General features: G+C 38.2%; 22 protein-coding genes. 20 read left to right on the forward strand and 2 right to left on the reverse strand.

The window, feature by feature from the left end:
- Window positions 1–8 precede the first annotated feature (8 nt).
- From agaV to L4F91_RS03100, 18 genes are all read left to right on the forward strand, one after another.
- Window positions 9–497 carry a PTS N-acetylgalactosamine transporter subunit IIB gene (gene agaV / locus L4F91_RS03015; protein WP_250350702.1) on the forward strand — a complete coding sequence of 163 codons (489 nt, stop codon included), beginning with the start codon at window positions 9–11 and terminating at the stop codon, window positions 495–497.
- An 18-nt stretch (window positions 498–515) separates the two neighbouring features.
- Complete coding sequence (gene agaW, locus L4F91_RS03020; RefSeq protein WP_250350701.1) at window positions 516–1,286, forward strand: PTS N-acetylgalactosamine transporter subunit IIC; 771 nt, start codon at window positions 516–518, stop codon at window positions 1,284–1,286.
- Entirely contained in the window at window positions 1,276–2,148 is an 873-nt protein-coding gene (locus tag L4F91_RS03025) for a PTS system mannose/fructose/sorbose family transporter subunit IID (RefSeq protein WP_250350700.1), read from the forward strand. Before agaW ends, L4F91_RS03025 begins: the two co-directional genes overlap by 11 nt.
- Window positions 2,149–2,273: 125 nt before the next feature.
- Entirely contained in the window at window positions 2,274–2,711 is a 438-nt protein-coding gene (gene agaF / locus L4F91_RS03030) for a PTS galactosamine/N-acetylgalactosamine transporter subunit IIA (protein ID WP_395897191.1), read from the forward strand.
- Window positions 2,712–2,777: 66 nt separating this feature from the next.
- Window positions 2,778–3,824: a glycoside hydrolase family 105 protein gene (locus tag L4F91_RS03035; protein ID WP_395897193.1), complete on the forward strand. Its 1,047-nt coding sequence runs from the start codon at window positions 2,778–2,780 to the stop codon at window positions 3,822–3,824.
- 32 nt (window positions 3,825–3,856) lie between these two features.
- Entirely contained in the window at window positions 3,857–4,498 is a 642-nt protein-coding gene (locus L4F91_RS03040) for an RpiB/LacA/LacB family sugar-phosphate isomerase (protein WP_250364266.1), read from the forward strand.
- Window positions 4,499–4,701: 203 nt separating this feature from the next.
- Entirely contained in the window at window positions 4,702–5,910 is a 1,209-nt protein-coding gene (locus L4F91_RS03045) for an anaerobic sulfatase maturase (RefSeq protein WP_395897195.1), read from the forward strand.
- Window positions 5,910–7,532 carry a sulfatase gene (locus L4F91_RS03050; protein ID WP_250364268.1) on the forward strand — a complete coding sequence of 541 codons (1,623 nt, stop codon included), beginning with the start codon at window positions 5,910–5,912 and terminating at the stop codon, window positions 7,530–7,532. The genes L4F91_RS03045 and L4F91_RS03050 overlap by 1 nt, the downstream gene beginning before the upstream one ends.
- Window positions 7,533–7,581: 49 nt before the next feature.
- On the forward strand, window positions 7,582–8,373 hold the full coding sequence (locus L4F91_RS03055; RefSeq protein WP_395897197.1) for a hypothetical protein: 792 nt from the start codon (window positions 7,582–7,584) through the stop codon (window positions 8,371–8,373).
- A 144-nt stretch (window positions 8,374–8,517) separates the two neighbouring features.
- Window positions 8,518–9,309 (forward strand): transcriptional repressor AgaR, encoded by a 792-nt coding sequence (gene agaR / locus L4F91_RS03060; protein ID WP_395897199.1) that lies wholly within the window; start codon window positions 8,518–8,520, stop codon window positions 9,307–9,309.
- A gap of 12 nt (window positions 9,310–9,321) precedes the next feature.
- Window positions 9,322–10,482 carry an N-acetylglucosamine-6-phosphate deacetylase gene (gene nagA, locus L4F91_RS03065; protein ID WP_250350692.1) on the forward strand — a complete coding sequence of 387 codons (1,161 nt, stop codon included), beginning with the start codon at window positions 9,322–9,324 and terminating at the stop codon, window positions 10,480–10,482.
- Between the two features lie 34 nt (window positions 10,483–10,516).
- Window positions 10,517–11,467, forward strand: a complete 951-nt coding sequence (locus L4F91_RS03070) for a tagatose 1,6-diphosphate aldolase (RefSeq protein WP_395897202.1) — start codon at window positions 10,517–10,519, stop codon at window positions 11,465–11,467.
- Window positions 11,468–11,636: 169 nt separating this feature from the next.
- Window positions 11,637–12,479, forward strand: coding sequence for a 5-dehydro-4-deoxy-D-glucuronate isomerase (gene kduI, locus L4F91_RS03075; protein WP_250364271.1), 843 nt, complete (start codon window positions 11,637–11,639; stop codon window positions 12,477–12,479).
- 33 nt (window positions 12,480–12,512) lie between these two features.
- Entirely contained in the window at window positions 12,513–13,490 is a 978-nt protein-coding gene (locus tag L4F91_RS03080) for a TRAP transporter substrate-binding protein (protein ID WP_395897205.1), read from the forward strand.
- Between the two features lie 51 nt (window positions 13,491–13,541).
- A complete protein-coding gene (locus L4F91_RS03085) occupies window positions 13,542–14,027 on the forward strand; it encodes a TRAP transporter small permease (protein ID WP_265762169.1) in 486 nt (161 codons plus the stop codon).
- Between the two features lie 48 nt (window positions 14,028–14,075).
- The gene (locus L4F91_RS03090; protein WP_268738973.1) at window positions 14,076–15,353 is read left to right on the forward strand and encodes a TRAP transporter large permease; all 1,278 of its coding nucleotides are present in this window, start codon (window positions 14,076–14,078) and stop codon (window positions 15,351–15,353) included.
- A 10-nt stretch (window positions 15,354–15,363) separates the two neighbouring features.
- Complete coding sequence (locus tag L4F91_RS03095) at window positions 15,364–15,867, forward strand: YgjV family protein (protein ID WP_265762168.1); 504 nt, start codon at window positions 15,364–15,366, stop codon at window positions 15,865–15,867.
- A 30-nt stretch (window positions 15,868–15,897) separates the two neighbouring features.
- Window positions 15,898–16,629 carry a carbohydrate-binding family 9-like protein gene (locus tag L4F91_RS03100; RefSeq protein WP_265762167.1) on the forward strand — a complete coding sequence of 244 codons (732 nt, stop codon included), beginning with the start codon at window positions 15,898–15,900 and terminating at the stop codon, window positions 16,627–16,629.
- Window positions 16,630–16,685: 56 nt separating this feature from the next.
- Here the strand turns inward: L4F91_RS03100 and purA are convergent, their stop codons facing one another.
- Entirely contained in the window at window positions 16,686–17,984 is a 1,299-nt protein-coding gene (gene purA, locus L4F91_RS03105) for an adenylosuccinate synthase (protein WP_265762166.1), read from the reverse strand.
- Between the two features lie 237 nt (window positions 17,985–18,221).
- Here purA and L4F91_RS03110 point away from each other — a divergent pair, with 237 nt between their 5' ends.
- Both L4F91_RS03110 and L4F91_RS03115 read left to right on the forward strand, forming a co-directional pair.
- The gene (locus L4F91_RS03110) at window positions 18,222–19,238 is read left to right on the forward strand and encodes a YeeE/YedE family protein (protein ID WP_265762165.1); all 1,017 of its coding nucleotides are present in this window, start codon (window positions 18,222–18,224) and stop codon (window positions 19,236–19,238) included.
- Between the two features lie 27 nt (window positions 19,239–19,265).
- Window positions 19,266–20,642: a rhodanese-like domain-containing protein gene (locus L4F91_RS03115; protein WP_265762164.1), complete on the forward strand. Its 1,377-nt coding sequence runs from the start codon at window positions 19,266–19,268 to the stop codon at window positions 20,640–20,642.
- A 253-nt stretch (window positions 20,643–20,895) separates the two neighbouring features.
- Here the strand turns inward: L4F91_RS03115 and L4F91_RS03120 are convergent, their stop codons facing one another.
- Window positions 20,896–24,096 carry a type I restriction endonuclease subunit R gene (locus L4F91_RS03120; RefSeq protein WP_265762163.1) on the reverse strand — a complete coding sequence of 1,067 codons (3,201 nt, stop codon included), beginning with the start codon at window positions 24,094–24,096 and terminating at the stop codon, window positions 20,896–20,898.
- Window positions 24,097–24,503: the final 407 nt, after the last annotated feature.

The raw sequence follows: 24,503 nt of genomic DNA on the forward strand, positions 1-24,503 counted from the left end.
AGAGTTTTATGTCAACACCGAATATTGTATGGACGCGAATTGATGAACGTTTATTACACGGTCAAATTAAGATTACGTGGGGTAAGCATTCTGAAGCAAATTTAATTTTAGTCGCAAATGATGAAGCCGCAGAAGGTCCTAATGCCCCTTTTATGCAAGCAGGAATGAAAGCTTCAGCAGGTGGTGAATATGCAGTACGTTTTTTCACAATTCAAAAAACCATTGATGTGATTCATAAAGCCTCACCACAACAGAAAATTTTCATTTTATGCAACAACCCAACAGATGTTGCACGTTTAGTGGAAGGTGGTGTGCCAATCAAACACTGTAATATTGGGAATATGCACTATCATGAAGGTAAAAACCAAATTACTAAAACCGTTTCTGTTGATGAAAAAGATCTTGATGCTTTCCGTCGTATGGTGAATGCAGGAGTAACTTGCACAATCCAAAATACGCCAGATGCTCAAGAAATTGATATTAAACAGTATCTTTAATATTCGTAAGGAGCATTTATGTTAACTGAAGCATTATTAGTCGCCGTTTGGGCGTTCTTCTGCGGTATTGATAAATACGATGTCGCACTTAATATTCACCGTCCATTAATTACAGGCCCTGTTGTTGGCTTGATTATGGGAGATTTGCAATTAGGTCTTATTACAGGGGCAACATTAGAGTTAGCTTGGTTAGGTTTAGTGCCTAATGCAGGTGCGCAGCCACCTGATGTAACAATGGGGACGATTGCGGCGGTTGCCTTTGCGGTAATGACAGGACAAAGTGCAGAAGTGGCAATGGGTGTGGGTATGCCAATTGCTGTACTTATGCAAATGTTAGTAATTGGTTTCTTTGCTTTAACTTCATTTACTATGGGTAAAGCTGATGAATATGCAGAGCAAGCAAATACAAAAGGGATTGATTTCTTACTGATTTCAACAATTTCATTACGTTCTTTACTCTATGCAATTGTTGCATTTATTACCGTTTACTTCGGTGAACATGCAGCAGATTGGATCAACAATAATTCACCAAAAGAAATTTTGGAAGGATTAGGTTTAGGTGCGCGTTTAGTACCCGCTATCGGTTTTGCAATGTTATTGAAAATTATGTGGTCAAAACAAGTGGCAGGCGTATTTTTCATCGGTTTCGTTGCCACAACTTACTTAAAACTACCAATTATGGCGGTGGCAATTATCGGTGGATCAATCGCAGTACTTTATTTCTACTTCTCAGGTAATGGCAATAACAATAACCAATCTCAAGCACAGGAGTTCGAAGATGGAATCTAAAAATGTAAACAACCAAGTAGCAGAAAGCCTTGTTGATGATATTGATGCGTATCAAGATACGACTGTTCGTAAAGTGATCACAAAAGGTGACCTGTGGAAATGTGCAATTCGTGGTTTGTTCATGGAAGGAAACTTCAACTTTGAACGTATGCAAGCAGGTGGTTGGGCGTATTCAATCATTCCTGCATTGAAAAAAATCCACGGCAATAACAAATACGATTTAGCTAAATCATTGAAAAACCATCTTCAATTTTTCAATGCAAGTCCTAAGTTATTCACTTTCTTGCTCGGTACAGCGATTGCAATGGAAGAAAATAAAGAAAAACCTTCTACGATTAACGTAATGAAAGTAGCAGGTATGGGACCAACAGGTGGGATTGGTGATGGTATTGACCATATGACGATTATGCCATTAACCCTTGCACTCGGTTCATCTATTGCGATGGAAGGTTCAATTGCAGGTCCATTTGTCTTCTTTATCCTATATCAAATTATGCACTTCTTTGTGTATTTCAGCTTAATGTTTATGGGATATAAAGCGGGTACAGCCGCAATGGTGAGTATGAGCGATTCTACGGAACGTTTAGCTAAAGCGGCAAATATTATGGGGATTTTCGTTATCGGGGCATTGTGTGCCACCTTTATACGATTTAAAACCACCGCAAGTATTGAGATGGGTGGAAAAGTGGTGGAATTACAGACCGCACTTTTCGATAAAATTATGCCAAATCTATTACCGCTTGCACTGGTCTTCCTAATGTTTAAATTAGTGAAAGGAACAGGCTTCTGGGCAAAACCACCGGTATTGATTTTCAGTACACTTGCCTTCGGGGTAATCGGACATTTAATAGGCATTATTTAATCCATTAATGATAAATTAAGGAAAATGAGGGAAACCTCATTTTCTTTCTAGAATAATATAGTCGTTTAGGTTTTGAAATGTTGCAAAACCAGATGATGATAAAAGACAAGAAGTAAGGACAGTTTATGTTAGGTATCGTAGTATCAGGTCATATCAATTTTGCCTCAGGTATGCGTTCTGCCGTAGAGGCGATAGTTGGGCAACAACCGCAATTAGAATTTGTCGATTTTTTAGAGTCAATGACAACAGATGATTTAGAGGCTCAACTTTTATCTGCAAAAGCGCGCGTGGATTCTGGTGATGGCGTATTGTTCCTTGTTGATCTTTATGGAGGCTCACCTTGTAATCGTGCGATCAATATCTTATTAAATGATCAAAATGTCGAAGTGATTGCAGGAACAAATTTATCAATGATTGTGAATGCTGCATTAGAACGTGAAGAGTTTTCACTGAAAGAATTAACCGAATGTTTGGCAAGAGGCGAATTTAGCCAAATAAAAGATTTACGTGAAGATATCAATAATCTTGCGCAAGATAATGATAGCGAAGAAGATGGGCTATAAATTAGCGCTAAATAAATGTAATTTAGAAAACAATAGCGTAAAAAAGAAAATATAAGGGGAAATAATATGACCGCTCAACAACAAACCCTTGCGGTAATGAAGAAAGTGTATCAATGGCAAGCGGCAAATCAAACCCGTACCGTGGTACGCCGTACAGGACGTATCCGTTTTATTAAAGATACAGATTGGGATAGAGCTGTATTTTGGGCGAGTGTGTCTAATGCGTGGAAAGTAACGGGCGAACAAGTTTTCTTAGATGGTGTGCTAAATTACACTTTGCATACCGGTTTCCGTACTGGACCACATGCACGTTTTGCCGATGATTTAGTATGCGCACAACCTTACCTTGATGTGTATCCACTATTTAACCAACCTGAAGCCTTAGAACCGACCATTAACTTTGTGGAAGATATGTTGGCAAATCCAAAACCGGGACGTGAAGATTGGTGGTGGTGTGATTCACTCTTTATGGCTCCACAAGTGTTTTTTACCCTTTCTACCTTAACAGGGGAAAGCAAATATCGTGATTATGCTAACCAAGCTTGGTGGGATTCGGTTGATCATCTACAAGATAAAGAAACAGGATTGTTCTATCGTGATTATCGCTATATCCCAGATGGAAAAGGGGGTGAATTACGTGAAGAAAATGGTGAGAAAGTCTTTTGGGGAAGAGGTGTAGGCTGGGTGATTGCTGCCATTCCTCGATTATTCCGTGATATGCCAGAAGATTTCCCTGAGCGTGAACGCTATCTTGATCTTTATCGTCAATTAGCGGAAATTGTATTGCCATTCCAACACGAAGATGGTTTCTGGCGAGCAAGTTTACTTGATCCACAAACATTCCCAGCGAAAGAAAGTAGTGCAACGGCACTTTTCTGCTATGCACTGGCTTGGGGAATTAATTCAGGCGTATTAGATCGTGCAACTTATCTTCCAGTGGTAGAAAAAGCATGGTCTGGTTTAGTCAGCGTGGTCGATAATGACGGGAAATTAGGGTGGATTCAATTACCGGCCTTTAACCCTCGAGAAGTGAAAGCGGAAGATAATATTGATTATGGTGTAGGCGCATTTTTATTAGCCGGTGCCGAAATGTATCAATTACAAGCGAAATAAGCATAAATTTTTTTAATATAAAGGAAAGAAAAATGAAAATTGCATTAATGATGGAAAATAGCCAAGCGGCAAAAAACCCAATTATCTTAAATGAACTTAAAAATGTGGTTGAGCCAAAAGGACACAGTGTTTATAACGTAGGGATGAATAGTGAACAAGATCATCATCTTACTTATATCCACTTGGGTATTATGGCGAGTATTTTATTAAATTCTAAAGCAGTGGATTTTGTTGTTGCAGGTTGTGGTACGGGTCAAGGCGCATTAATGTCATTAAACCTTCATCCGGGGGTAGTATGTGGTTACTGCCTTGAACCAGCAGATGCGTTCTTATTCTCACAAATTAATAATGGGAATGCACTTTCATTAGCTTTTGCTAAAGGATTTGGTTGGGGCGCTGAACTCAATGTTCGCTATATGTTTGAAAAAGCATTTGAAGGTGAACGCGGTCAAGGTTACCCAGTGGAACGCCGTGAACCACAAGTGCGTAATGCAGGGATTTTAAATCAAGTCAAAGCGGCTGTGGCAAAAGAGAATTACTTAGATACTTTACGAGCCATTGATCCTGAATTAGTCAAAACAGCAGTAAGCGGAGAACGTTTCCAACAATGTTTCTTTGATAACTGCCAAGATGATGAAATTCGTGCTTATGTTACGGAAGTTTTAAATAGCTAATCCGATAAAAAGGGGGAAAGGAATTCCCCCTCTATTAATTTTTTTGTTTAACGAATTTTGTTGTTCTGACTATAGCCATTAATATTTAAAATAATACAAAGTAACGAACCAAAGATCATATCAGTAATATAGATTGATATAGAGAGGTGTAACAGCGATTATTTTAAAATTAAATGACGATAATTTCGCATTAGGAGGTGTTTATGCGTCAGTCCCCACCCGCTTATTTTCATATGATGGCAAAGCCGAGTAGCTTTCATTGTAATATCAAATGTGAGTATTGCTTTTATTTAGAGAAAGAGCAGGTTCTAACGCATAATGTCCGCTTGATGTCAGAAGATACATTGAGAGATTACACCCGAAATTATATTCAATCCCACGCGGGCGATCAGGTTGATTTTGCTTGGCAAGGTGGTGAACCCACTTTATTAGGTTTGGATTTTTTTAAAAGAGCGGTGGATTTTCAGCAAGAATTTGCCAATGGGAAAACCATTACAAATAGTTTTCAGACAAATGGGATTGCATTAAATCGACAATGGGCAGAATTCTTTAAACAAAACAATTTTTTGATTGGTATCTCTGTAGATGGATTAAGTGATGTTCACGATCGCTATCGTATTTCCGTAAATGGACAACCGACCTTTGAGCGAGTAAAAAAAGCCATTGATCTCTTGAAAGAGTATGAAGTGGAATTTAATACCTTAACGGTTATCAACGATAAAAATTGGCATAAAGGACGTGAAACATACCAAGCATTAAAAGCGCTCGGTTCAACCTTTATGCAGTTTATTCCTATTGTTGAAGTCGCCAATTATTCTTTACAACGTAGCGATTATAATCCGGGTAAAAATTATAGAATGACAGGATTTTCCGTTCCGCCTGATGGTTATGGACGCTTTTTGCTTGATGTGTTTTCTGTGTGGGTAAGAGAAGATGTTGGGCAAATTTTTGTCCGTGAATTTGATAATTTATTAGGACAGTGGCTAGGTTATCCTTCAACGAGTTGTATCCAAACTGAAACTTGCGGTTCCGCATTAGTTCTGGAAGCAAATGGCGATGTTTATTCGTGCGATCACTATGTCTATCCTGATTATAGGATTGGTAATATCCATCATCAGCCATTATCAGAGATTGCACGTTCGCCAAAGCAACAAAAGTTCGGGCAGGCGAAAAAAGACACCCTAACCAAAGCATGCGAGAAATGTGATGTACGAATGATTTGTCATGGCGGTTGCCCGAAACATCGTATTGTCAATTTAAAAGGTGAGAAATTTAAGCACAACTATTTGTGTCCATCTTATCAACTTTTCTTCCGTCAAACGGCACCTTTAATGCACCGAATGCGTGATATTATTCAACAAGGTGGGTTAGCGGCAGAGATTATGAAAATGATCAACTTGAGGAGGGCGTAATGAAACGTTCATTGCTTAGTACTTGTTTGTTATCTGCTATGGTGGCAGGTGTCAGTCAATTTTCTTTTGAGGCACAGGCGGCTGAACCAACCAGGCCAAATGTTTTAGTTATCGTTATGGATGACTTAGGTTCAGGGCAGTTAGATTTTGCGATAGATAGTTTAGACGCAGAGGCATTAAATCAGCGTCCAGTGGCAGCACGCTATCAAGGCGATATTAATAAAATGATTGAGGCGGCACAAAAAGCGATGCCAAATGTGTCTAAATTAGCCGCATCAGGTGTAAAAATGACAAATGCGTTTGTCGCACATCCTGTATGTGGACCTTCTCGAGCAGGTATTTTTACTGGACGTTACCCTGCCTCTTTTGGTATTTACAGCAATGATGATTCCTTTAATGGCATTCCACTTGATGTGAAATTATTACCCGCATTATTCCAAGAAAATGGCTATGCCACAGCGAATATTGGTAAATACCATAATGCAAAAATAAACCGAGATCGTAAAATTGGCAGAATCACACAGCCAGAAGATCTCAAAACACGGGATTATCACGATAATTTTTCATCAGTCCCAGAAAAAGGCTATTTCCCAACAGATCGTGGCTTTGATTACTCTTATAGTTATTTCGTTTCAGGGGCGGCGTTGTGGCATTCTCCTGCATTATGGCGTAATGACAAGCCTGTTGCCTCGCCGGGATATTTAACACACAACTTAACCAACGAAGCGCTACAATTTATTGATAAAGTCGGGGATAAACCTTTCTTTTTAAATTTAGCTTATAGTGTGCCACATATTCCTTTAGAAGAAGCTTCACCAGCAAAATATATGGATCGTTTTAATACAGGGAATGTTGAAGCAGATAAATATTTTGCTGCCATTAATGCAGCAGATGAAGGGATTGGCAAAATTATAGATAAATTAAAAGCAGAAGGAAAATTAGAGAATACCTTGATTTTCTTCCTTTCTGATAACGGTTCCGTACACGAAGCGCCAATGCCTTTAAATGGTATGGATAGAGGATTCAAAGGGCAGCTCTATAATGGCGGATTACGTGTTCCATTCATTGTATCCTGGCCGAATCATATTCCAGCCAATAGCCAAAATGATCAGCTTATTTCGGCAATAGATATTTTACCAACCGCACTTAAAGCAGCAAAAATTTCGTTGCCTGATTCGTTAAAATTAGATGGGAAAGATATTTTACCGATCTTATCAGGTAAAGAAACGGTCTCACCTCATCAATATCTCTATTGGGCAGGCCCCGGAGCCAAACATTATAGTGAAGAGAATCAGCAATTCTGGGCAGACTATTGGAAATATATTACCTACAACACTAATCAAGCACCGAAAAATCCACACTTAGAAAAATTATCAAAAAGTTCGTGGGCTATCCGTGATAAAGATTGGGCCTTGTATTTCTATAATGATGGTAGCAATCAATTACATTTGTATCACGACAAGGTGGATCCTGCTGAAAGCAAGGATGTAGCGAGCCAGTATCCAGAAAAAGTAAAAGAGCTACAAACAGCATTTCATCATTGGATTAGCAAGCAACCTAAACCAATGGTATGGAATCCTGAAGAGTTTCAAGCGATTGAAGCATCAGCAGAAGTAAAATAATGTTGTTTATCAGCCACCGTGAGCGTGGCTGATTTTTTTAGGAGGAATAATGGTAAAACTCACACTAAGTATTATCGATAAAGAGAATAATATTAAATTTTGTAAAAGTGCTTTTGATTTTTTAATGTTTACTTATAAGGGGGAATATCAAGAAGGTGATCGTATCTGCATTGAAACAGATACCACACCTTGCTATTTAAAGTGTCGCTTGGAGGACAGTTTAGAAAGTAGCCTTATCTATTTAACTGAACCACGGATTGAGTATCACATTCCTTTTGGTGATAACAAACGGTTATTTAATAGTGACAAAGCCTTTCAAGGAGGCATTCACTTTTTATGGATACGCGTTGCAAGAGAGTATGAGATACAACAATATACAAACCTTGCCTTTAATCCGTATTTTCAACCGCATCAGAGCGGAATGTACCCACGCATTAGTAGTAATATCAAACCAAGCAATATTCGTTTTGCCCCTTATAACGTGATTGACGGCATTTTTGATAGCAATGCCCACGGCTCGTATCCTTTTACTTCTTGGAGTAATGCACAAGATCCTAATGCAGAATTAAACATTGAATTTGGTCGAAATGTGGAAGTGAATTGCCTGATTTTAATACTCCGCGCGGATTTCCCCCATGATGCGTGGTGGCAGAATATAAGTGTTCGATTTTCCGATGGCTCAGAGGAAATATTGAAATTAGCCAGAACAGGGCAACCGCAGGTATTTCATTTTGATAAACGTTATTGTGATCACCTCATTTTGACAAATTTTGTAAAAGGCGTTGATCCTTCGCCATTTACCGCCTTAACTCAAATTGAAGTGTTGGGGCAAAATGCTTGATCAATGAAATGAAGATAAAAGGAAGAAATCGAAAGTGTAAATAAATATTTTACGGATTAAAATTAATCTTTTACCCTGAATTTTTATTTCGTTTTATTTCATTTCTCTTTATTTTACTCTATAATTTTTACACCAGATATTTCAATGAACGAAGATAAACAGATGAAAAGTGCAATAGAAAGACGTATGGAGATCGTTGCAATAGTCAATAAAAATTCTTCTGCCCGTGTAGAAGATTTGGCTGAAACCTTTTCTGTTTCTACCGTTACTATTCGCCAAGATCTCAATTTTTTAGAAAAAAATGGTTACATTGTTCGTTCTCATGGGGGCGCGATACCGAATAAAGGAATGATTTCCGAGCTGAGTAATTCGGAAAAAAGGCATCGAAATTTAGGCGCGAAAAATAAGATTGCAGAAGCTGCATTAAAGTTTATTAATGACAATGACATTATTATTTTAGATTCAGGCACCACAACCCGAGAAATTGCCACCGCATTGAAAAAATCATCGATCAAAAATGTACTTGTAATGACAAACGGGCTAGATATTGCTTCTGAATTAGCAGATGCTGAAAATGTTGAAATTTTAATGACTGGTGGAAAATTACGTAAAAATGCAATGTCTTTTTCAGGGCCACAAGCCGATGCAAGTTTAGCAAATTATTGTTTTAGCAAGGTCTTTCTTGGTGTGGATGGGTTTGATATTCAAGCGGGCATCACAACACATAATGAACAAGAAGCGAATTTAAATCGTATTATGTGTGATATTTCCAGCCAAGTCATTGCCGTTACCGATTCCAGTAAATTTGATAAAAAAAGTTGCCACATTATCCGAAAATTTGCGGATATTGATGTGTTAATTACGGATTCTGGAATTTCTTCTGAATATTTAACCGCACTTCAAGAAAACAATATTGAAGTGATTATTGTCGATTAAGAGGAAAAACGAATGCGTTATGCGATTAAAGCCGAAAAAGTAATGACCGCATCAGGCGAATTACTGAATAACTATGTGGTGATAAATCAAGGTAAAATTGAACGTATCCAAGAAGACAAGCCCACAGATTGCGATGTGCATTATTATCCAGACAGCTATCTTTCAGCGGGATTTATTGATGTGCATATTCACGGACGCGCAGGGGCAGATGTGATGGATGAAAATAACACCGCACTTCAAACGATTGCCCAAGCTTTACCACAAACAGGCGTTACCGCGTGGGTAGGGACGACAGTTTCAGCCCCTTGGCAAACTATTCTTTCATCAATGCAACGAATGAAAGATTACATTCAACAAGGTCATCAATCTGGTGCAGAATTGTTGGGCAGTTTTATGGAAGGCCCTTATTTCACGGAACGTCATCGTGGTTCACACCCAACAGAATATTTAATGCCCCCAACCATTCCTCAACTTGAAGAATTATTGCAAATTTCCGACCGCACTTTATTACGCGTAGCCATCGCACCTGAAATAGAAAATGCCGAGCCAGCAATTAAATGGCTAGTGGAAAATGGCGTAAAAGTATCTGTGGCACACACTAACGCCACCTTTGAACAGGTCACCAAAGCTTATTATTTAGGCGCGGATTGTGGCGTACATTTATTCAACGGAATGAGTGCGTTGCATCACCGTGAACCGGGGTGTACGGGCGCCGTGTTATATCACGATATGCTGGCAGAAATTATTGCAGACGGCATTCACGTTCACCCAGCGGTATTGAGTTTAGCGTATAAATTAAAAACTTATCGCCGAATGGTGTTGATTACAGACTGTATGCGTGCAGGCGGTTTACCTGATGGTGAATATACCTTAGGCGTACAAACGGTACGTGTACAAAATGGGCAAGCAAGAACCTTTGATGGCTCGCTTGCAGGTAGCACTTGCAGCCTAGATCAAGCGTTGCGCAATATGGTGTTTAAAGCCAATGTGCCAGTATGGGAAGCCATTCAAATGGTTACCACCATTCCCGCCACTTATTTAGGCGTAGCAGATCGCATTGGCGATATCGCTGTAGGTAAAGAAGCCAATTTCACCTTATTAAACAAAGCATTACAAGTGCAAGCCACTTATATTCAAGGTAAGCCTGTATATCAGTGCGGTGAAAAAATTTAATATTTTTTATAGTTACAAAGATGGAGAGAAAATAATGTCAAATTTAAGAACTGAACGTTTAAAAAAATTATGTAGCCAAGACAATTTAATTGCCGCATTGGCAATTGATCAACGTGGTGCATTACGCCGTATGCTTGGTGAAGATGCTACCAATGCCCAATTAGCAGAATTTAAAGTCTTGGTTTCAGAGTATTTAACCCCTTATGCGTCATCTATTTTATTAGATCCTGAGGTGGGTTGGAATGCCGCACAAAAACGTGCAGAAAATGCCGGATTATTAATGGCATACGAAAAAACAGGTTATGACAAAACACAACCGGGTCGTTATCCTGATTTAATTGATGATGTATCCGTACAACGCTTAAAAGCACAAGGCGCAGATGGCATTAAATTATTACTTTACATTGATATTGATGAAGGAAAAGAGGTTAATGACCGCAAAGAAGCCTTTGTTGAACGCGTTGCCTCGGAATGTAAAGCAGAAGAAATGCCATTTTTCCTTGAACTTGTAAGCTATGACGCAACTATTTCTGATCCAAAAGAATATGCGAAAGTTAAACCACGCAAAGTGATCGAAGCAATGAAACGCTTTTCCGAACCCCGTTTTGGCGTTGATGTGTTAAAATTGGAAGTGCCAGTGGATATGAAATTTGTTGAAGGTTTTGCAGAACAAGAAGCTGTATATAGCCAAGAGCAAGCAAAAGCCTACTTCAAAGAACAAAGTGAGGCAACTTCTCTTCCATTTATTTTCCTCAGTGCAGGCGTGAGCGCACAGCTATTCCTAGATACCTTACGTTTTGCTAAAGCAGCTGGCTGTGATTTCAATGGCGTACTATGCGGACGTGCCACTTGGGCAGGGGCTGCTGAAATTTTTAAAGCGCAAGGTGCCGAAGCGGCAAAACAATGGCTACTTACTGAAGGTAAAGCCAATATTGAAGCATTGAATAGCGTATTAAAAGAAACAGCTCAGCCGTTAGACATTTAATCTTATCGTGTAATAAACAGAAAAAGCGGTCTATTTTAGATCGCTTTTTTATTTAAAACATTGTTTTGAAAATTTTAGATCAAGATCACAAAATTAAAACTTGCTCATAGACTGAAACGCCATTCTAGTTTAGATTTGATTCGAATTCTGTTTAAACAGGAGAAATAGAATGAAAGTTTTGCATAATATGCATCCAGAAGATGCTAAACATTATGATTCTGAAAGATTGAGAAATACTTTTCTCTGCGAAAATTTATTCCAATCCAATAAGATTAATGTGGTATATAGTCACATCGATCGTTTAGTTGCTTTAGGGATAATGCCAAATGGTGTAGAGAAATTATTTTTAGATCAAGTGATTGATAAAAAATCTTTTGGAACTGATTTCTTTTTGCAACGCCGTGAGTTAGGGATTATTAACCTAGGTGGTACCGCTCTAATCGAAACTCAACGAGATAGTTATACCCTAGAACATTTTGATGCGCTGTATTTAGGTAAGGAAACTGAAAATATTCAATTTACTTCTCTTGATGAGAAAAATCCTGCTGTTCTATATGGATTAAGCGTACCAGCCCATCATATTTTCCCTAACAAATTAATTCCTTATGCCGATGCTAGAAAAGTGAAACTAGGCAGCTTAGAAAACAGTAATGCTCGGGTAATCAATCAATATTTACACCCTGATGTTTTAGATACCTGTCAGCTATGTATGGGAATGACTGAATTAGAAGTAGGTAGTGTATGGAATACAATGCCTGCACATACCCACGAACGCCGTATGGAAGCTTATTTATATTTCAATATTGCTCCTAATGAAGTGGTATTCCATTTTTTAGGTGAGCCAACAGAAACTCGTCATCTTGTTGTGCGTGATAAACAATTAGTTATTTCACCTAGTTGGTCAATTCATTCTGGTTGCGGTACACGAAATTATAATTTTGTATGGGGAATGGCAGGAGAAAACCAAACTTTTGATGATATGGATTTTGTCGCAATGGATGATCTACGATGATCGACTTTTTATATAAAAAATAGGAGAACATTCATGAAATTATCAAAAAAAATGTTGTTGTTAGCAAGCACGATTAGTGCTGTATTTTCGACTAATAGTGTTGCTGCAACAGAAGTAAAGGTGGCATTTAATCAGTCAGAAAAACATCCGCAATATCAAGCATTGCAGCTATTTGGTGAGGAGCTATCTAAAGCCACTGATGGGCGTTATAAAGTAACTATTTTTCCAAATGAATTATTAGGTGATCAGAGGGCATCTTTAGAGTTGGTTCAAAATGGGGCAATTCAGATGGCGGTAGTAGCTAACCCACTGGTTGAAAATTATGACAAAACATTTGCTGTTTTGGGGATTCCTTATGTTTATGCAAATACAGATCACCAAGAGAAAGTTTTTACTTCGGGCATTTTGGATGACCTTTTCGCATCAACTAAAAAATTTGGTTTTGAAGTATTAACAGCATATACAGCAGGCGCAAGAAGTCTGTATACCAAAGGTGCTGCTATTACAGATCAAGCAGGTTTAAAAGGTAAGAAAATCCGTGTATTACAATCAGATACAATGATAAAAATGCTTGCATGTATGGGAGGAACAGGCGTTCCTATGAATCAGGGGGAAGTTTATACGGCGATTCAGCAAGGTGTCTTAGATGGGGCAGAAAATAACGAGATTACGTATGCCGATCTTAAACAATATGAAGTTGCACCATTTTTTGCCCGTACTCAGCATCTACGTGTAGCTGATTTACTTGTTGTGAGTGAATTTTTCTTGTCATCTATGTCGTCAGAAGATCAAGCTGTATTGAAAAAGTTAGCGAAAGAAAGCACTAAAGTTGAATTTAAGCTTTGGAATGAAAAAATTAAATCTGCTGAAGCAATTGCTAAAGAAAATGGTGCAACGTTTGTCGAAGTTGATACCACAGCATATCAACAAAGTTGTAAACCTTTACAAGATGAATTAGTGCAAACTCCAGAACAAAAAGTTATTTTTGAGAAAATTGTGGAGTTAAAATAATGATATTAGGATAGGTAGGTAATACCTATCCTGTTTTATTAGGAGCTAAAAATGTTGCATTGTTTATTTGTTGTTAAGCGATTTTTAGACAAATTGATCGAATGGGTATGTATTTTTATTGTTGGAGCAATGACCATTCTAATTACTTATCAAGTTATTTCTCGTTATATATTTAACAGTCCTAGTGCAGTTAGTGAAATTCTTTCTCGTTATTTCTTTGTTTGGCTGATTTTATTCGCCAGTGCTTATGTTTTTGGAAAACGGGAGCATATGGAAATTAATTTTCTTAAGAATAAATTACCTTCTTCATTAAAGCGTTTAGCTAATGTGATTGCAGAGATTGCTCTTTCTTGTTTTGCTATTGGTGTAATGATTATCGGTGGTTATAGTGCTAGTGTTAGACAAATGTTCCAGCTTGATTCGGCATTACAGATTCCGATGGGATTTATTTATTCAGCAATTCCTATTAGTGGCGCTATTATTGTTTTTTATTCACTGTGTAATATTTTAAGTTTTTATCAGTCGGGTAAAGAGTAAGATAAAAGGAGTAATATTGTGGAACTTGCAACAACTGCCGCATTAGTTATGTTTATTGGCACAGTTTTTTTTCTTATTATTGGTACACCAATTAGTATTAGTGTTGGGATCTCTTCTGTTGCAGCAATGCTAGTCATTCTTCCATTTCAAGGTGGAGTAGTAACTTCAGCACAACGTATTTTTGTCGGTCTGGATTCTTTTGCATTATTAGCTATTCCTTTTTTTATTCTTGCAGGAAATATTATGAATAGTGGGGGTATTGCTATTCGTTTGATTAATTTTGCAAAATTATTTAGTAGAGCCTTACCAGGTTCGCTTGCCCAAACGAATATTATTTCGAATATGTTATTCGGTTCTATTAGTGGTTCAGGGGTTGCCTCTGCTGCAGCGGTAGGAGGGATTATGACCCCCATTGAGAAAAAAGAAGGATATGATCCCCGTTATAGTGCCGCAGTAAATATTGCTTCAGCGCCAACAGGGATGTTAATTCCGCCAAGTAACACCATCATTGTGTATGCGACAGTTGCAGGAAGTGTTTCTGTTTCAGCTTTATTTATGGCAGGCTACATACCAGGAATTTTATGGGGATTAAGCGTAATGCTTATTGCTGGTGTTCTTGCTAAGAAAAAAGGATATATCACAACGGAAAAAATAAGTACTGAAGAAGGTTTAAAAGTGATATTGGCAGCTATCCCTAGTTTATCTTTAGTCTTGATTGTTATTGGTGGGATTTTAGCAGGAATTTTTACGGCTACAGAAGCATCAGCTATTGCAGTAGTTTATGCGATGATTTTAAGCGTATTTTATCGAACATTTTCCTTTAAAGCCTTACCGCAAATTTTCTTACAAACAGCAAAAATGTCCGCAATCGTTATTTTTATGCTGGCAACATCATCTATTATGTCTTGGGTAATGGCTTTTACACATATTCCAAATATGATTGCATCAGGATTGCTTTCGGTTACTGATAATCCGATCCTTATTTTACTGATTATTAATTTAATTTTGTTATTGGTCGGCACTTTTATGGATCCAACGCCGGCAGTGTTAATTTTTACCCCGATTTTTCTACCAATTTGTATTTCACTAGGAATGAGTCCAATCCAATTTGGTATTTTATTGGTCTTTAATCTTTCATTAGGAACAATCACCCCACCTGTTGGACCAATTTTATTTACAGGGTGTAAAGTAGGAGAGATTGAAATTGAACAGGTTATAAAATGGTTATTGCCATTTTTCCTAGCCATTTTTTTAACATTAATGCTAGTAACATATATTCCATCTATTTCCATGGGATTACCTGAGTTAATGGGATTAGTAAAATAAATAGGTGAGTATGTTTAAAGAAATAACGAATATTCCCCAATTACTTGGCATCTTAGCTTTTATACTCGGTGTGATTTGCTTTTATCAGAAAAATGATAGAAAGCTTAAGATTGTGATGTTAATTCAAAATATCACCTATATGAGTCATTTTATTCTGATGGGTGCTAATGTTGCAGCATTGAGTTCGTTACTTTCAACATTAAGAACTGCCGCATCTATTTATGTTAAGTCAAAATATGTTGCTTTCCTTTTTGTTATTGTTGGTATTGTATTTGGCTACATTATTGCCGATTCTATTTGGCAAATTTTTCCTATCATCGCCTCGACAGCTGGAACAATTGCTTTGTTTTTATTACAAGGGATTCCAATGCGATTATTTATGCTAATAGGTTCTTCTTGTTGGTTGATTAATAATCTTTTAGTGGGATCTTTAGGAGGGATTTTGCTGGAAAGTACAGTAATAGTGGTGAATACAATTACTATTTTTCGCTTAATGCGACAAAAACAGAGATAAATGTTTTATTTACTATAGGAGGAAATTGTTATGAAAAAATTATTACTTGCGACCCTTTGTACCGCGGCATTTTCAATGAATGTTGCAGCAGAAGGCCCAGCCAAAACCTATAATGTCGCATTTGAATCGCAAGCTCCCGTGTTAGATGGGAAATTGGATGATGCGGTATGGGGTAAAGTAAAAGGCGTTACTGATTTTGTGAATCCTTGGGAACAAGCGGAAATGCCAAAAACGGAGTTCAAAGCGTTTCACGATGATGAAAATTTCTATTTTTCATTTGATGTTGAAGATCCAAATGTGGTGGTTTATGACAGCACTGATCACGAATGGATGGTTGCCCGTGAAGATCGCGTAGAATTATTTATGGCCCCCGGTGAAATTGATAAACCCCAAGCTGACGGTAAATATCCAAAATATGTCGCATTAGAAATGGACTACAAAGGTCGTAGCTTATCTATGCTGCGTGATGTCGAAAAAAACATTAATGCAGAATGGGATCCTAAAACCTTACAAACCGTTGGGGTTCGTACTGAAAAAGGTTATACCCTAGAAGGTAAAATTGCGTTAAGTGAATTAAAAGAACATCATTTAATTCAAGGTAATAAAATTCGCGCAGGTGCTTATCGTGCAGAATTTTCTATTATTAAAGGGAAAGGCAAAGAACAAGCAAATTGGATTACTTGGGTTGATCCAAAAACAGAGAAACCAAATTTCCACATTAATTCTTCTTTTGGTGAATTTGTGTTAGAACCTAAAAAATAATAGATATTTATAAAAAAACGCCGTTGGAAAACGGCGTTTTTATTGTGCATTTGATTTTATTCAGCAAATGGGTCACGAAGAATCATTGTTTCGACACGATCTGGCCCAGTTGAAAGAATATCTACAGGCACACCAGTGACTTCTTCAATACGTTTGATGTAGTTACGTGTATTTTCAGGCAGTTTATTCACGTCTGTCACGCCAAAGGTGCTTTCTTTCCAGCCGGGTAATGTTTCATAAATAGGTTCAACGCCTTCCCAATCTTTTGCCGCCAGTGGCGCAAATTCAGCAATTTCCCCATTTGGCATTTTGTAACCGACACAGATTTTGATTTCATCAAAGCCATCTAATACATCCAGTTTTGTCATACAGAAACCGGAAATAGAGTTTACTTGGATCGCTCGACGCATTGCTACTGCATCAAACCAACCACAACGACGTGGACGACCTGTTACCGCACCAAATTCATTACCTTTACGTGCAATTTCAGCGCCAACTTCATCAAATAATTCTGTTGCAAATGGCCCACCTCCAACACGCGTACAGTAGGCTTTAATAATGCCTAAAACATAGTCAATATGGCGAGGCCCAAAGCCCGAACCTGTGGAAACACCGCCAGCGGTGGTATTTGAACTGGTTACATAAGGATAGGTACCTTGGTCAATATCAAGCATTGTACCTTGCGCACCTTCAAAAAGAATGTTATCACCATTTTTGCGCGCCACATCAAGAATGGCCGTAACATCAGCCACCATACCTGTAATAATCGGTGCAACAGCAATCACATCATCTAATGTTTTTTGATAATCAACAGGCTCTGCTTTGTAATAATGCACTAATTGGAAATTATAATAATCTAAGATTGCTTTAAGTTTTTCAGCAAAATTTTCTAGGTCAAATAAATCACCCACACGTAAACCACGGCGAGCGACTTTATCTTCATAGGCAGGACCAATACCACGTCCTGTTGTGCCGATCGCTTTTTTACCTAATGCGGCTTCACGTGCTTTATCCATTGCTACGTGATAAGGTAGGATTAATGGGCAAGCTTCAGAAATAAGTAAACGTTCACGAACATTAATGCCACGTCCTTCAAGTTCCCCCATTTCTTGCATTAATGCATTAGGAGCAAGCACCACACCATTACCAATTAAACAAGTTACATTATCACGTAAAATACCTGATGGAATAAGACGCAATACTGTTTTTTCGCCATTGATAATAAGGGTATGCCCTGCATTATGTCCGCCTTGATAACGAACAACATATTTTACGCGATCTGTTAATAGATCAACGATTTTACCCTTACCTTCATCGCCCCATTGAGCGCCTAAGATAACGACACTTTTTCCCATAAAATCCGCCTTAGCTGAGTTGTAATGAATGAAAAACAGTGAGCTACTTTACTATTTTATGCCCATAATCTCAACGTAAAATAACGATTTGTGATAGATTTTTTATCCAAAGTGCGGTTTAAAATTTATTCATTTTGGCGATTAGAAAAATCCTGCCTTATCAATGAAAATTGAAATGGGTGATTATTTATGCTTTAATTTAACTCTCTTTTGATAAGTCGTATTAAGGTTTAATCGATGTATTCAGGTTTCATTATTGGGCTAATATTAGGCTTTCTATTACAACGTGGGCAATTTTGCTTTGTCTCAGGTTTTCGCTCTCTCTATCAACAAAAAAATTTGCGTTTTTGTACCGCACTTTTAATCGCCATATCCATTCAATCGATCGGGATTTTTACCCTCGCTGAATTTAATTTAATTCATATTCCAACAAGCCAGCTTCCTGTCTTAGCTACGATACTAGGTGGGCTATGTTTTGGTGTTGGAATGACACTGGCAAATTGCTGTGCAAGTGGGGCATGGTTTCGTAGTGCAGAGGGGGCAGTCGGGAGTTATCTTGCTTTAATTAGTTTTACTTTAACAATGGCAGCAACACAGTCTGGTTTTTTAAAGCATATCATTAATCATTTTACCGCCGATCCTACCGCATGGGATAACATCTATCTTACATTGAACCTTTCTCCTTGGAGTTTGGTCAGTTTATTGATTTTTATCACCGCACTTTTGTATTACTACCAGTATAAAAATCCTCGCTATCATTTTCCGAAACCTCCGACACCAGCAAAGATTTTGCCCAATATTTTTGCACATTATTGGTCTCCCTTTTTTACCGCGGGAGCAATAGGCTTATTAGGTATTATTGCATGGTATTTTAGTTCTAAGAGTGGGCGTAACTTTGGTTTTGGTATTGCTGTGCCTTCTGCTAATGTGGTGCAGTATATTGTAACTGGGCAACAGCGTTATCTTAATTGGGGAATGTTATTTGTACTTGGTATTCCTATTGGCAGTTATCTGAGTGCTTGGCTAGCTGGGGATTTTAAATGGCAAATGCCTGAACCAAAAGGTGTTATGCAACGTGTTTTAGGTGGTGTAGCGATGGGAATAGGCGCCGCCCTTGCTGGTGGTTGTACGATCACTAATGCCTTTGTTTCTACGGCTTATTTCTCGTGGCAGGGGTGGCTTGCAACTTTAATGATTTTATTGGGTAGCTGGCTTGCCTCATTATTCACAAAACCTACACAATGTGGGATTTAATTTAACCTACAATAAAAAGGAAATCTTATGAAAATGAAACCAATCTTATTGGCGGTCGCTGTGAGCTTGGCATTATCTGCTTGTGATGATCGTGATATCAAAGTGATCGAAACATCAGCATTACTCAATCAACTTGATAATCCAAATTTTGTGATTATCGATACAAGGCAAGATAGTTTATATAACGGATTTAAAGATAAAAATGCCATACGAGGTGGGCATATTAAAGGGGCAGTGCAATTTCGCTGTGAATGGATTGAAAATATTCAACCCGAAAAATTTGTCTCTTTTGCCACAGGAAAAGGCATAACCAAAGAGAAAAAACTAGTATTTTATGATAGTGACCCAGAGAGTTTAGATTGTATTACCGCAGAATTTGCAGCTAAAGGTTATGATGTCTATCGCTTTAATGATTTTATCAATTACGCCAATGCAAATTATCCGCTTGAATCTTTTGAAAATTTTAAATATAGCGTTTCCCCACAATGGGTGAATGCTGCAATTAACGGAGAAAAGCCAGAAACCTTAGAGAATGAAAAGGTGATGCTTTTTGAAGTCTCTTGGGGAAGTTTAGAAAATGCTAAATCTTATACCCAACATATTTCAGGTGCTTATCATTTTAATACCGATTGGGTGGAAAATGATCCTGTCTGGAATTTATCCGCACCTGATATAATCGAGAAGAATTTACTGAAAAATGGCATAACAAAAGATAAAACAGTGATTCTATATTCTGATAACCAGCTCGCTGCTTACCGCATTTTTTGGGCATTAAAATGGGCAGGTGTGGAAGATGTACGTGTGCTAAACGGCAATCTCGAAACGTGGATGGATGCAGGTTTTTCAACAGAAACCAAAGTCAATATCCCTCAACCAGAAAGCCAATTTGGCACAAAAATCCCAGCTAACCCACAAATTGATATAGCTATGCCACAGGAAGTTATTAATGCACAAAAACAGGGATTAAAGCTAATTAGTAACCGTGCTTGGGACGAATACACAGGCAAGATTAGCGGTTATGATTACATTCCCGGAAAAGGGGAACCAGAGGGAGCAATTTGGGGCTTTGCTGGCACAGATTCTTCTAACCTAGCAGATTATTACGATCCCGATAATACCTTACGCAACCCAAATGAAATCTTTACATTATGGAAAACACAAGGTATTCACAAAGGAGATAAATTAGCCTTTTATTGTGGAACAGGTTGGCGGGCAGGCGTATCTTGGTTTATTACCCAATTAGCAGGCTGGCCAAATACGATGATTTATGATGGTGGCTGGAATGCGTGGCAAATGGATAGTCAATACCCAATACAAAAGGGCGCATCTCATCAACAAAATAAACCTGATAGCAAAAATGATTTTGGTAAAGTGATGAAAAAAGGCAATTCTTGCAAGAGCTAGGAGAAATCAAATATCAGAGGCGAATTAATATTCGCCTTTGTTAATTAGGGAGAGATTTTTGTGATTATTTAAGTTTAAAAGAAGATAACAAGCTGAAAAGAGTAAAAAAGCAATCGAAGAAGAGCGCAAAATGATCGTAGTGGCTCGTCTTTTCATACTATCTGTCTGTACACACTAAATTGAGCTATATTATTGAGCTATATTAGCTTATACCAAACTGGAACAATTCCATTTATTTTATTCATTCAGTTTCTCACTCTGAAACCTTTGAATTAATAACCAATTCCTCCGCCACCGCTTCTGCTTGTTTAAGTACAAATTCAATGGCTTCAGTGGCAAGATCGGGCGGATATTTATATTTTAATAATGTGCGTCTAATTAATACTCGCATTTTAGCGCGAACGGCCTCTTTTCGCTGCCAATCTATCGTAACGGAACGGCGTAGTTGATCGGTGATTTCTTTAGCAAGAAGAATCAAGGCGGAATCTTCCATTTTTTCCACCGCACTTTGGTTACGAATCAACGCATCGTAAAAAGCAAGTTCAGTATGAGTTAGCCCTAATTTCTCCCCTTTAGCGAGTTGATATTCAATTTCTTTAGCAAGCTCAACTAATTCACGGATGATTTCCATGACAGTCAAATTATGATTGTTATATTGGTTCATCATCTCTTTGAGTTTTTCCTCAAAGGTTTTTTGCATAGCAATATTGTTACTTGCCTTATTGCGAATTTCGCTTTTTAAATAGCCTTCCATTGCACAAGCCCATAGGGTAGGCGTGTTGCTATGTTTTACCATTCCAATAAAATCTTCAGAAAGAATTGAAAGATCAGGGCGTTCTTCCCCCATTAGCTCAAATAAATCAACCACGCCATCAGAATGAACAGCTTGATTAAGTAAACTGATTAATTTAATTTGCTTTTCCTTTGTGGAACTTGTGTGATTGCCTTGATTTTCTGCTTTCATAATGGTGGCACGTACGGCATCAAAAAAGGCGAGCTGTTGGCGATAAGGCTGAATATTTGGCATTGAACTACAAAGCATAAAGCCTTTTTTGGCTAAACGCACCGCTTGCAAAAAGGCTTTTTTACGTGGTGTATCGGTATGGTGAGAAAAATCTTGGGAAAATTCCACCGCACTTTGTGAATGATTTTTTTGATAATCTAAGGCTAAAATATGGTTTGCACCAAAGCGAATGGCATTGAGTAACGCAGTCGGATCATCTAATGTTAATACCTTAGCTAAATCAAAAGGGTTACCATTAACAGGTGTTGCAAATTGCCCACGAATAATATCAATATATTCAAGCATTTTTTGAAAGACTTGTTCAATATCGGTTTTAACCTGATCTTTACCCCCGGCATTTGTATATTGCTTGGTTGCTTGTTTTAATTCTTCGGCTAAACCCACATAATCCACAATTAAACCGCCATTATCACGGCTTTTATTGCGGAATACACGATTCACCCTCGCAATCGCCTGCATTAAATTATGCCCTTGCATTGGTTTATCAATATACATCGTATTACATACTGGGGCATCAAACCCCGTTAGCCACATATCTCGCACAATGACTATTTTTAGTGGATCATCAGGATCTTTAAAACGTTTTTCTAAGGTTTTACGATCTTGCGAAGTATAAATATGCTTTTGCATTGTTTCGGGATCGCTGGCATTACCCGTCATCATAATTTTAATCGCCCCTTGATTGATATCATCACTATGCCAATGAGGGCGTAATTTAATTATCTCATCATACAGTTTTACGCAAATTTTACGGCTCATTACCACTGCCATGGCTTTACCTTCTTCGAGTTCAGTCCGCCTTTCAAAATGCCGCACCAAATCTTCAGCTAATTTTGCGATTCTTTCATCTGTTCCCATTAACTGTTCACGCAAACGGAAAGAATAGCTTTCTTCGTCATCATCAAGTAAACGTTGCGCTTCTTGCACAGCGTGTCGAAAGGCTTGACTTTCTTGTAATGGAATTTGTCGTGCTTCATAAATAATCGGTACTGTGGCCCCATCTTGCACAGCATCTTGAATATCATAAATAGAAATATATCTACCGAACACTTCTTGTGTATCACGGTCTTCTAAGCTCACAGGCGTACCAGTAAAGCCGATAAAACTTGCATTGGGCAATGCCGTACGCAAATATTTTGCATAGCCCTCACGATAAGCCCCCTGTTGATTAATTTTCTGACTAAATCCATACTGCGAACGATGGGCCTCATCGCTAATCACAATAATATTATGGCGTTCATTTAATACAGGGTGTTGCAGCTCACCTTCACGTAAAGCAAATTTTTGAATGGTGGTAAAAATAATGCCGCCGCTTTCTCGTTTGGCCAATTCTGCCCGCAATGCTTCTCGATCATCTGCTTGAATGGGCGTTTGTCGTGTTATTTCCTGATCTTGGCTAAAGGTAGCAAAAAGCTGTCCATCTAAATCATTACGATCTGTTACCACCACAATAGTTGGGTTTTTTAATTCAGGCTGAGTAATCAGCTTACCCGCATAAAACAACATTGAAAGCGATTTCCCAGAACCTTGCGTATGCCACACCACACCTATTTTACGGCTATCACTTAACTGCGCAGCAATGGTGGCTTCGACAGCCGCATTCACCCCATAAAATTGATGATAAGCGGCAATTTTTTTCACCGTTGTTCCTTTATTATCCGCCTCAAACACAACGAAAGATTGCAGATAATCAAGCAATACCTGAGGCGAAAACAGCCCTTGTAATAAGCCTGAAAGCTCATTTTCAAAGTTTATACGCAGGCTGCCTTGGCTTTCATCCACCACACGCCAAGGCATAAAACGCTGAAAATCAGCCGTGAGCGATCCTACGCGTGCGATTGTACCGTCTGAAATCACCATTAATTGATTAAACACAAAGAGATCCGGCATTTCTCGTTTATAGGTTTGCAGTTGGTTAAATGCTTTATCCAAATCCGCACTCACATCAAGGGGATTTTTAAGCTCAAAGATAACCAATGGTAAGCCATTAATAAAACAGAGAATATCAGGGATACGCTTGCCTTTATCCCCTTCAATTTCCAATTGATTAACCACATAAAAGAGATTATTTTCAGGACATTTAAAATCGACCAATAACGCCACATCGTGCTTTTCTTGCCCATCTTCCTGATAATGTACTTTTATCCCTTGCTTTAACTGATGGTAAAACTGCTTGTTGCTTTCTTCTACTGAGAGAATATCAGGCTGTGTAATTTGCTGTACAACATTTTGCAAGACAGATTGAGGCAAGTGAGGATTAATCTGGCGTAAACTTTGTAATAAGTGAGGTATTATTACCACTTCCGTTAGACTTTCTCGCCAAGGGCAAGCCTGTTCAGCCAATACCTCCTTGCCATAGGCATATTGCCAACCGAGAGATTGCAATTGTTCAATGGCAAGATTTTCAATGGTGGATTCGTTGATGAGCATTGGAGATCCTTTGTTTTATAACTGTTATTTAAGGGACGAACCGATGTGTTCGTCCGTTTTTATATTTTCCCGTTTATTGTATGGGGAATGTTGTTTCGGGCGGACACATAGGTCCGCCCCTACAGGGTAATATGTGGTGAAAAAATGTGTGATTTTTTTACCGCACTTTTATAGTTAGTCTTTTGGGGGAAACTTTCCCTTATTTTTGTTTCTATTTATATTTAAAAATATCGTTCTGTATCTTTGTAGGGATGAACCTATGTGTTCGTCCGTTTTTATATTTTCCCGTTTATTGTATGGGGAATTTAGTTTCGGGCGGACACATCGGTCCGCCCCTACGGGGTAATATGTGTGAAAAAATCTATGATTTTTTTACCGCACTTTTATAGTTAGTCTTTTGGGGGAAA

Source organism: Avibacterium sp. 20-126, from assembly GCF_044358625.1.
Lineage (GTDB): Bacteria > Pseudomonadota > Gammaproteobacteria > Enterobacterales > Pasteurellaceae > Avibacterium.

What these genes read in the sequence shown, in the direction of transcription:
- agaV (WP_250350702.1), top strand. Translation starts at nt 9, where the DNA reads ATGTCAACACCGAATATTGTATGGACGCGAATTGATGAACGTTTATTA.
- agaW (WP_250350701.1), top strand. Translation starts at nt 516, where the DNA reads ATGTTAACTGAAGCATTATTAGTCGCCGTTTGGGCGTTCTTCTGCGGT.
- L4F91_RS03025 (WP_250350700.1), top strand. Translation starts at nt 1,276, where the DNA reads ATGGAATCTAAAAATGTAAACAACCAAGTAGCAGAAAGCCTTGTTGAT.
- agaF (WP_395897191.1), top strand. Translation starts at nt 2,274, where the DNA reads ATGTTAGGTATCGTAGTATCAGGTCATATCAATTTTGCCTCAGGTATG.
- L4F91_RS03035 (WP_395897193.1), top strand. Translation starts at nt 2,778, where the DNA reads ATGACCGCTCAACAACAAACCCTTGCGGTAATGAAGAAAGTGTATCAA.
- L4F91_RS03040 (WP_250364266.1), top strand. Translation starts at nt 3,857, where the DNA reads ATGAAAATTGCATTAATGATGGAAAATAGCCAAGCGGCAAAAAACCCA.
- L4F91_RS03045 (WP_395897195.1), top strand. Translation starts at nt 4,702, where the DNA reads ATGCGTCAGTCCCCACCCGCTTATTTTCATATGATGGCAAAGCCGAGT.
- L4F91_RS03050 (WP_250364268.1), top strand. Translation starts at nt 5,910, where the DNA reads ATGAAACGTTCATTGCTTAGTACTTGTTTGTTATCTGCTATGGTGGCA.
- L4F91_RS03055 (WP_395897197.1), top strand. Translation starts at nt 7,582, where the DNA reads ATGGTAAAACTCACACTAAGTATTATCGATAAAGAGAATAATATTAAA.
- agaR (WP_395897199.1), top strand. Translation starts at nt 8,518, where the DNA reads ATGAACGAAGATAAACAGATGAAAAGTGCAATAGAAAGACGTATGGAG.
- nagA (WP_250350692.1), top strand. Translation starts at nt 9,322, where the DNA reads ATGCGTTATGCGATTAAAGCCGAAAAAGTAATGACCGCATCAGGCGAA.
- L4F91_RS03070 (WP_395897202.1), top strand. Translation starts at nt 10,517, where the DNA reads ATGTCAAATTTAAGAACTGAACGTTTAAAAAAATTATGTAGCCAAGAC.
- kduI (WP_250364271.1), top strand. Translation starts at nt 11,637, where the DNA reads ATGAAAGTTTTGCATAATATGCATCCAGAAGATGCTAAACATTATGAT.
- L4F91_RS03080 (WP_395897205.1), top strand. Translation starts at nt 12,513, where the DNA reads ATGAAATTATCAAAAAAAATGTTGTTGTTAGCAAGCACGATTAGTGCT.
- L4F91_RS03085 (WP_265762169.1), top strand. Translation starts at nt 13,542, where the DNA reads ATGTTGCATTGTTTATTTGTTGTTAAGCGATTTTTAGACAAATTGATC.
- L4F91_RS03090 (WP_268738973.1), top strand. Translation starts at nt 14,076, where the DNA reads ATGTTTATTGGCACAGTTTTTTTTCTTATTATTGGTACACCAATTAGT.
- L4F91_RS03095 (WP_265762168.1), top strand. Translation starts at nt 15,364, where the DNA reads ATGTTTAAAGAAATAACGAATATTCCCCAATTACTTGGCATCTTAGCT.
- L4F91_RS03100 (WP_265762167.1), top strand. Translation starts at nt 15,898, where the DNA reads ATGAAAAAATTATTACTTGCGACCCTTTGTACCGCGGCATTTTCAATG.
- purA (WP_265762166.1), bottom strand. Translation starts at nt 17,984, where the DNA reads ATGGGAAAAAGTGTCGTTATCTTAGGCGCTCAATGGGGCGATGAAGGT.
- L4F91_RS03110 (WP_265762165.1), top strand. Translation starts at nt 18,222, where the DNA reads ATGTATTCAGGTTTCATTATTGGGCTAATATTAGGCTTTCTATTACAA.
- L4F91_RS03115 (WP_265762164.1), top strand. Translation starts at nt 19,266, where the DNA reads ATGAAAATGAAACCAATCTTATTGGCGGTCGCTGTGAGCTTGGCATTA.
- L4F91_RS03120 (WP_265762163.1), bottom strand. Translation starts at nt 24,096, where the DNA reads ATGCTCATCAACGAATCCACCATTGAAAATCTTGCCATTGAACAATTG.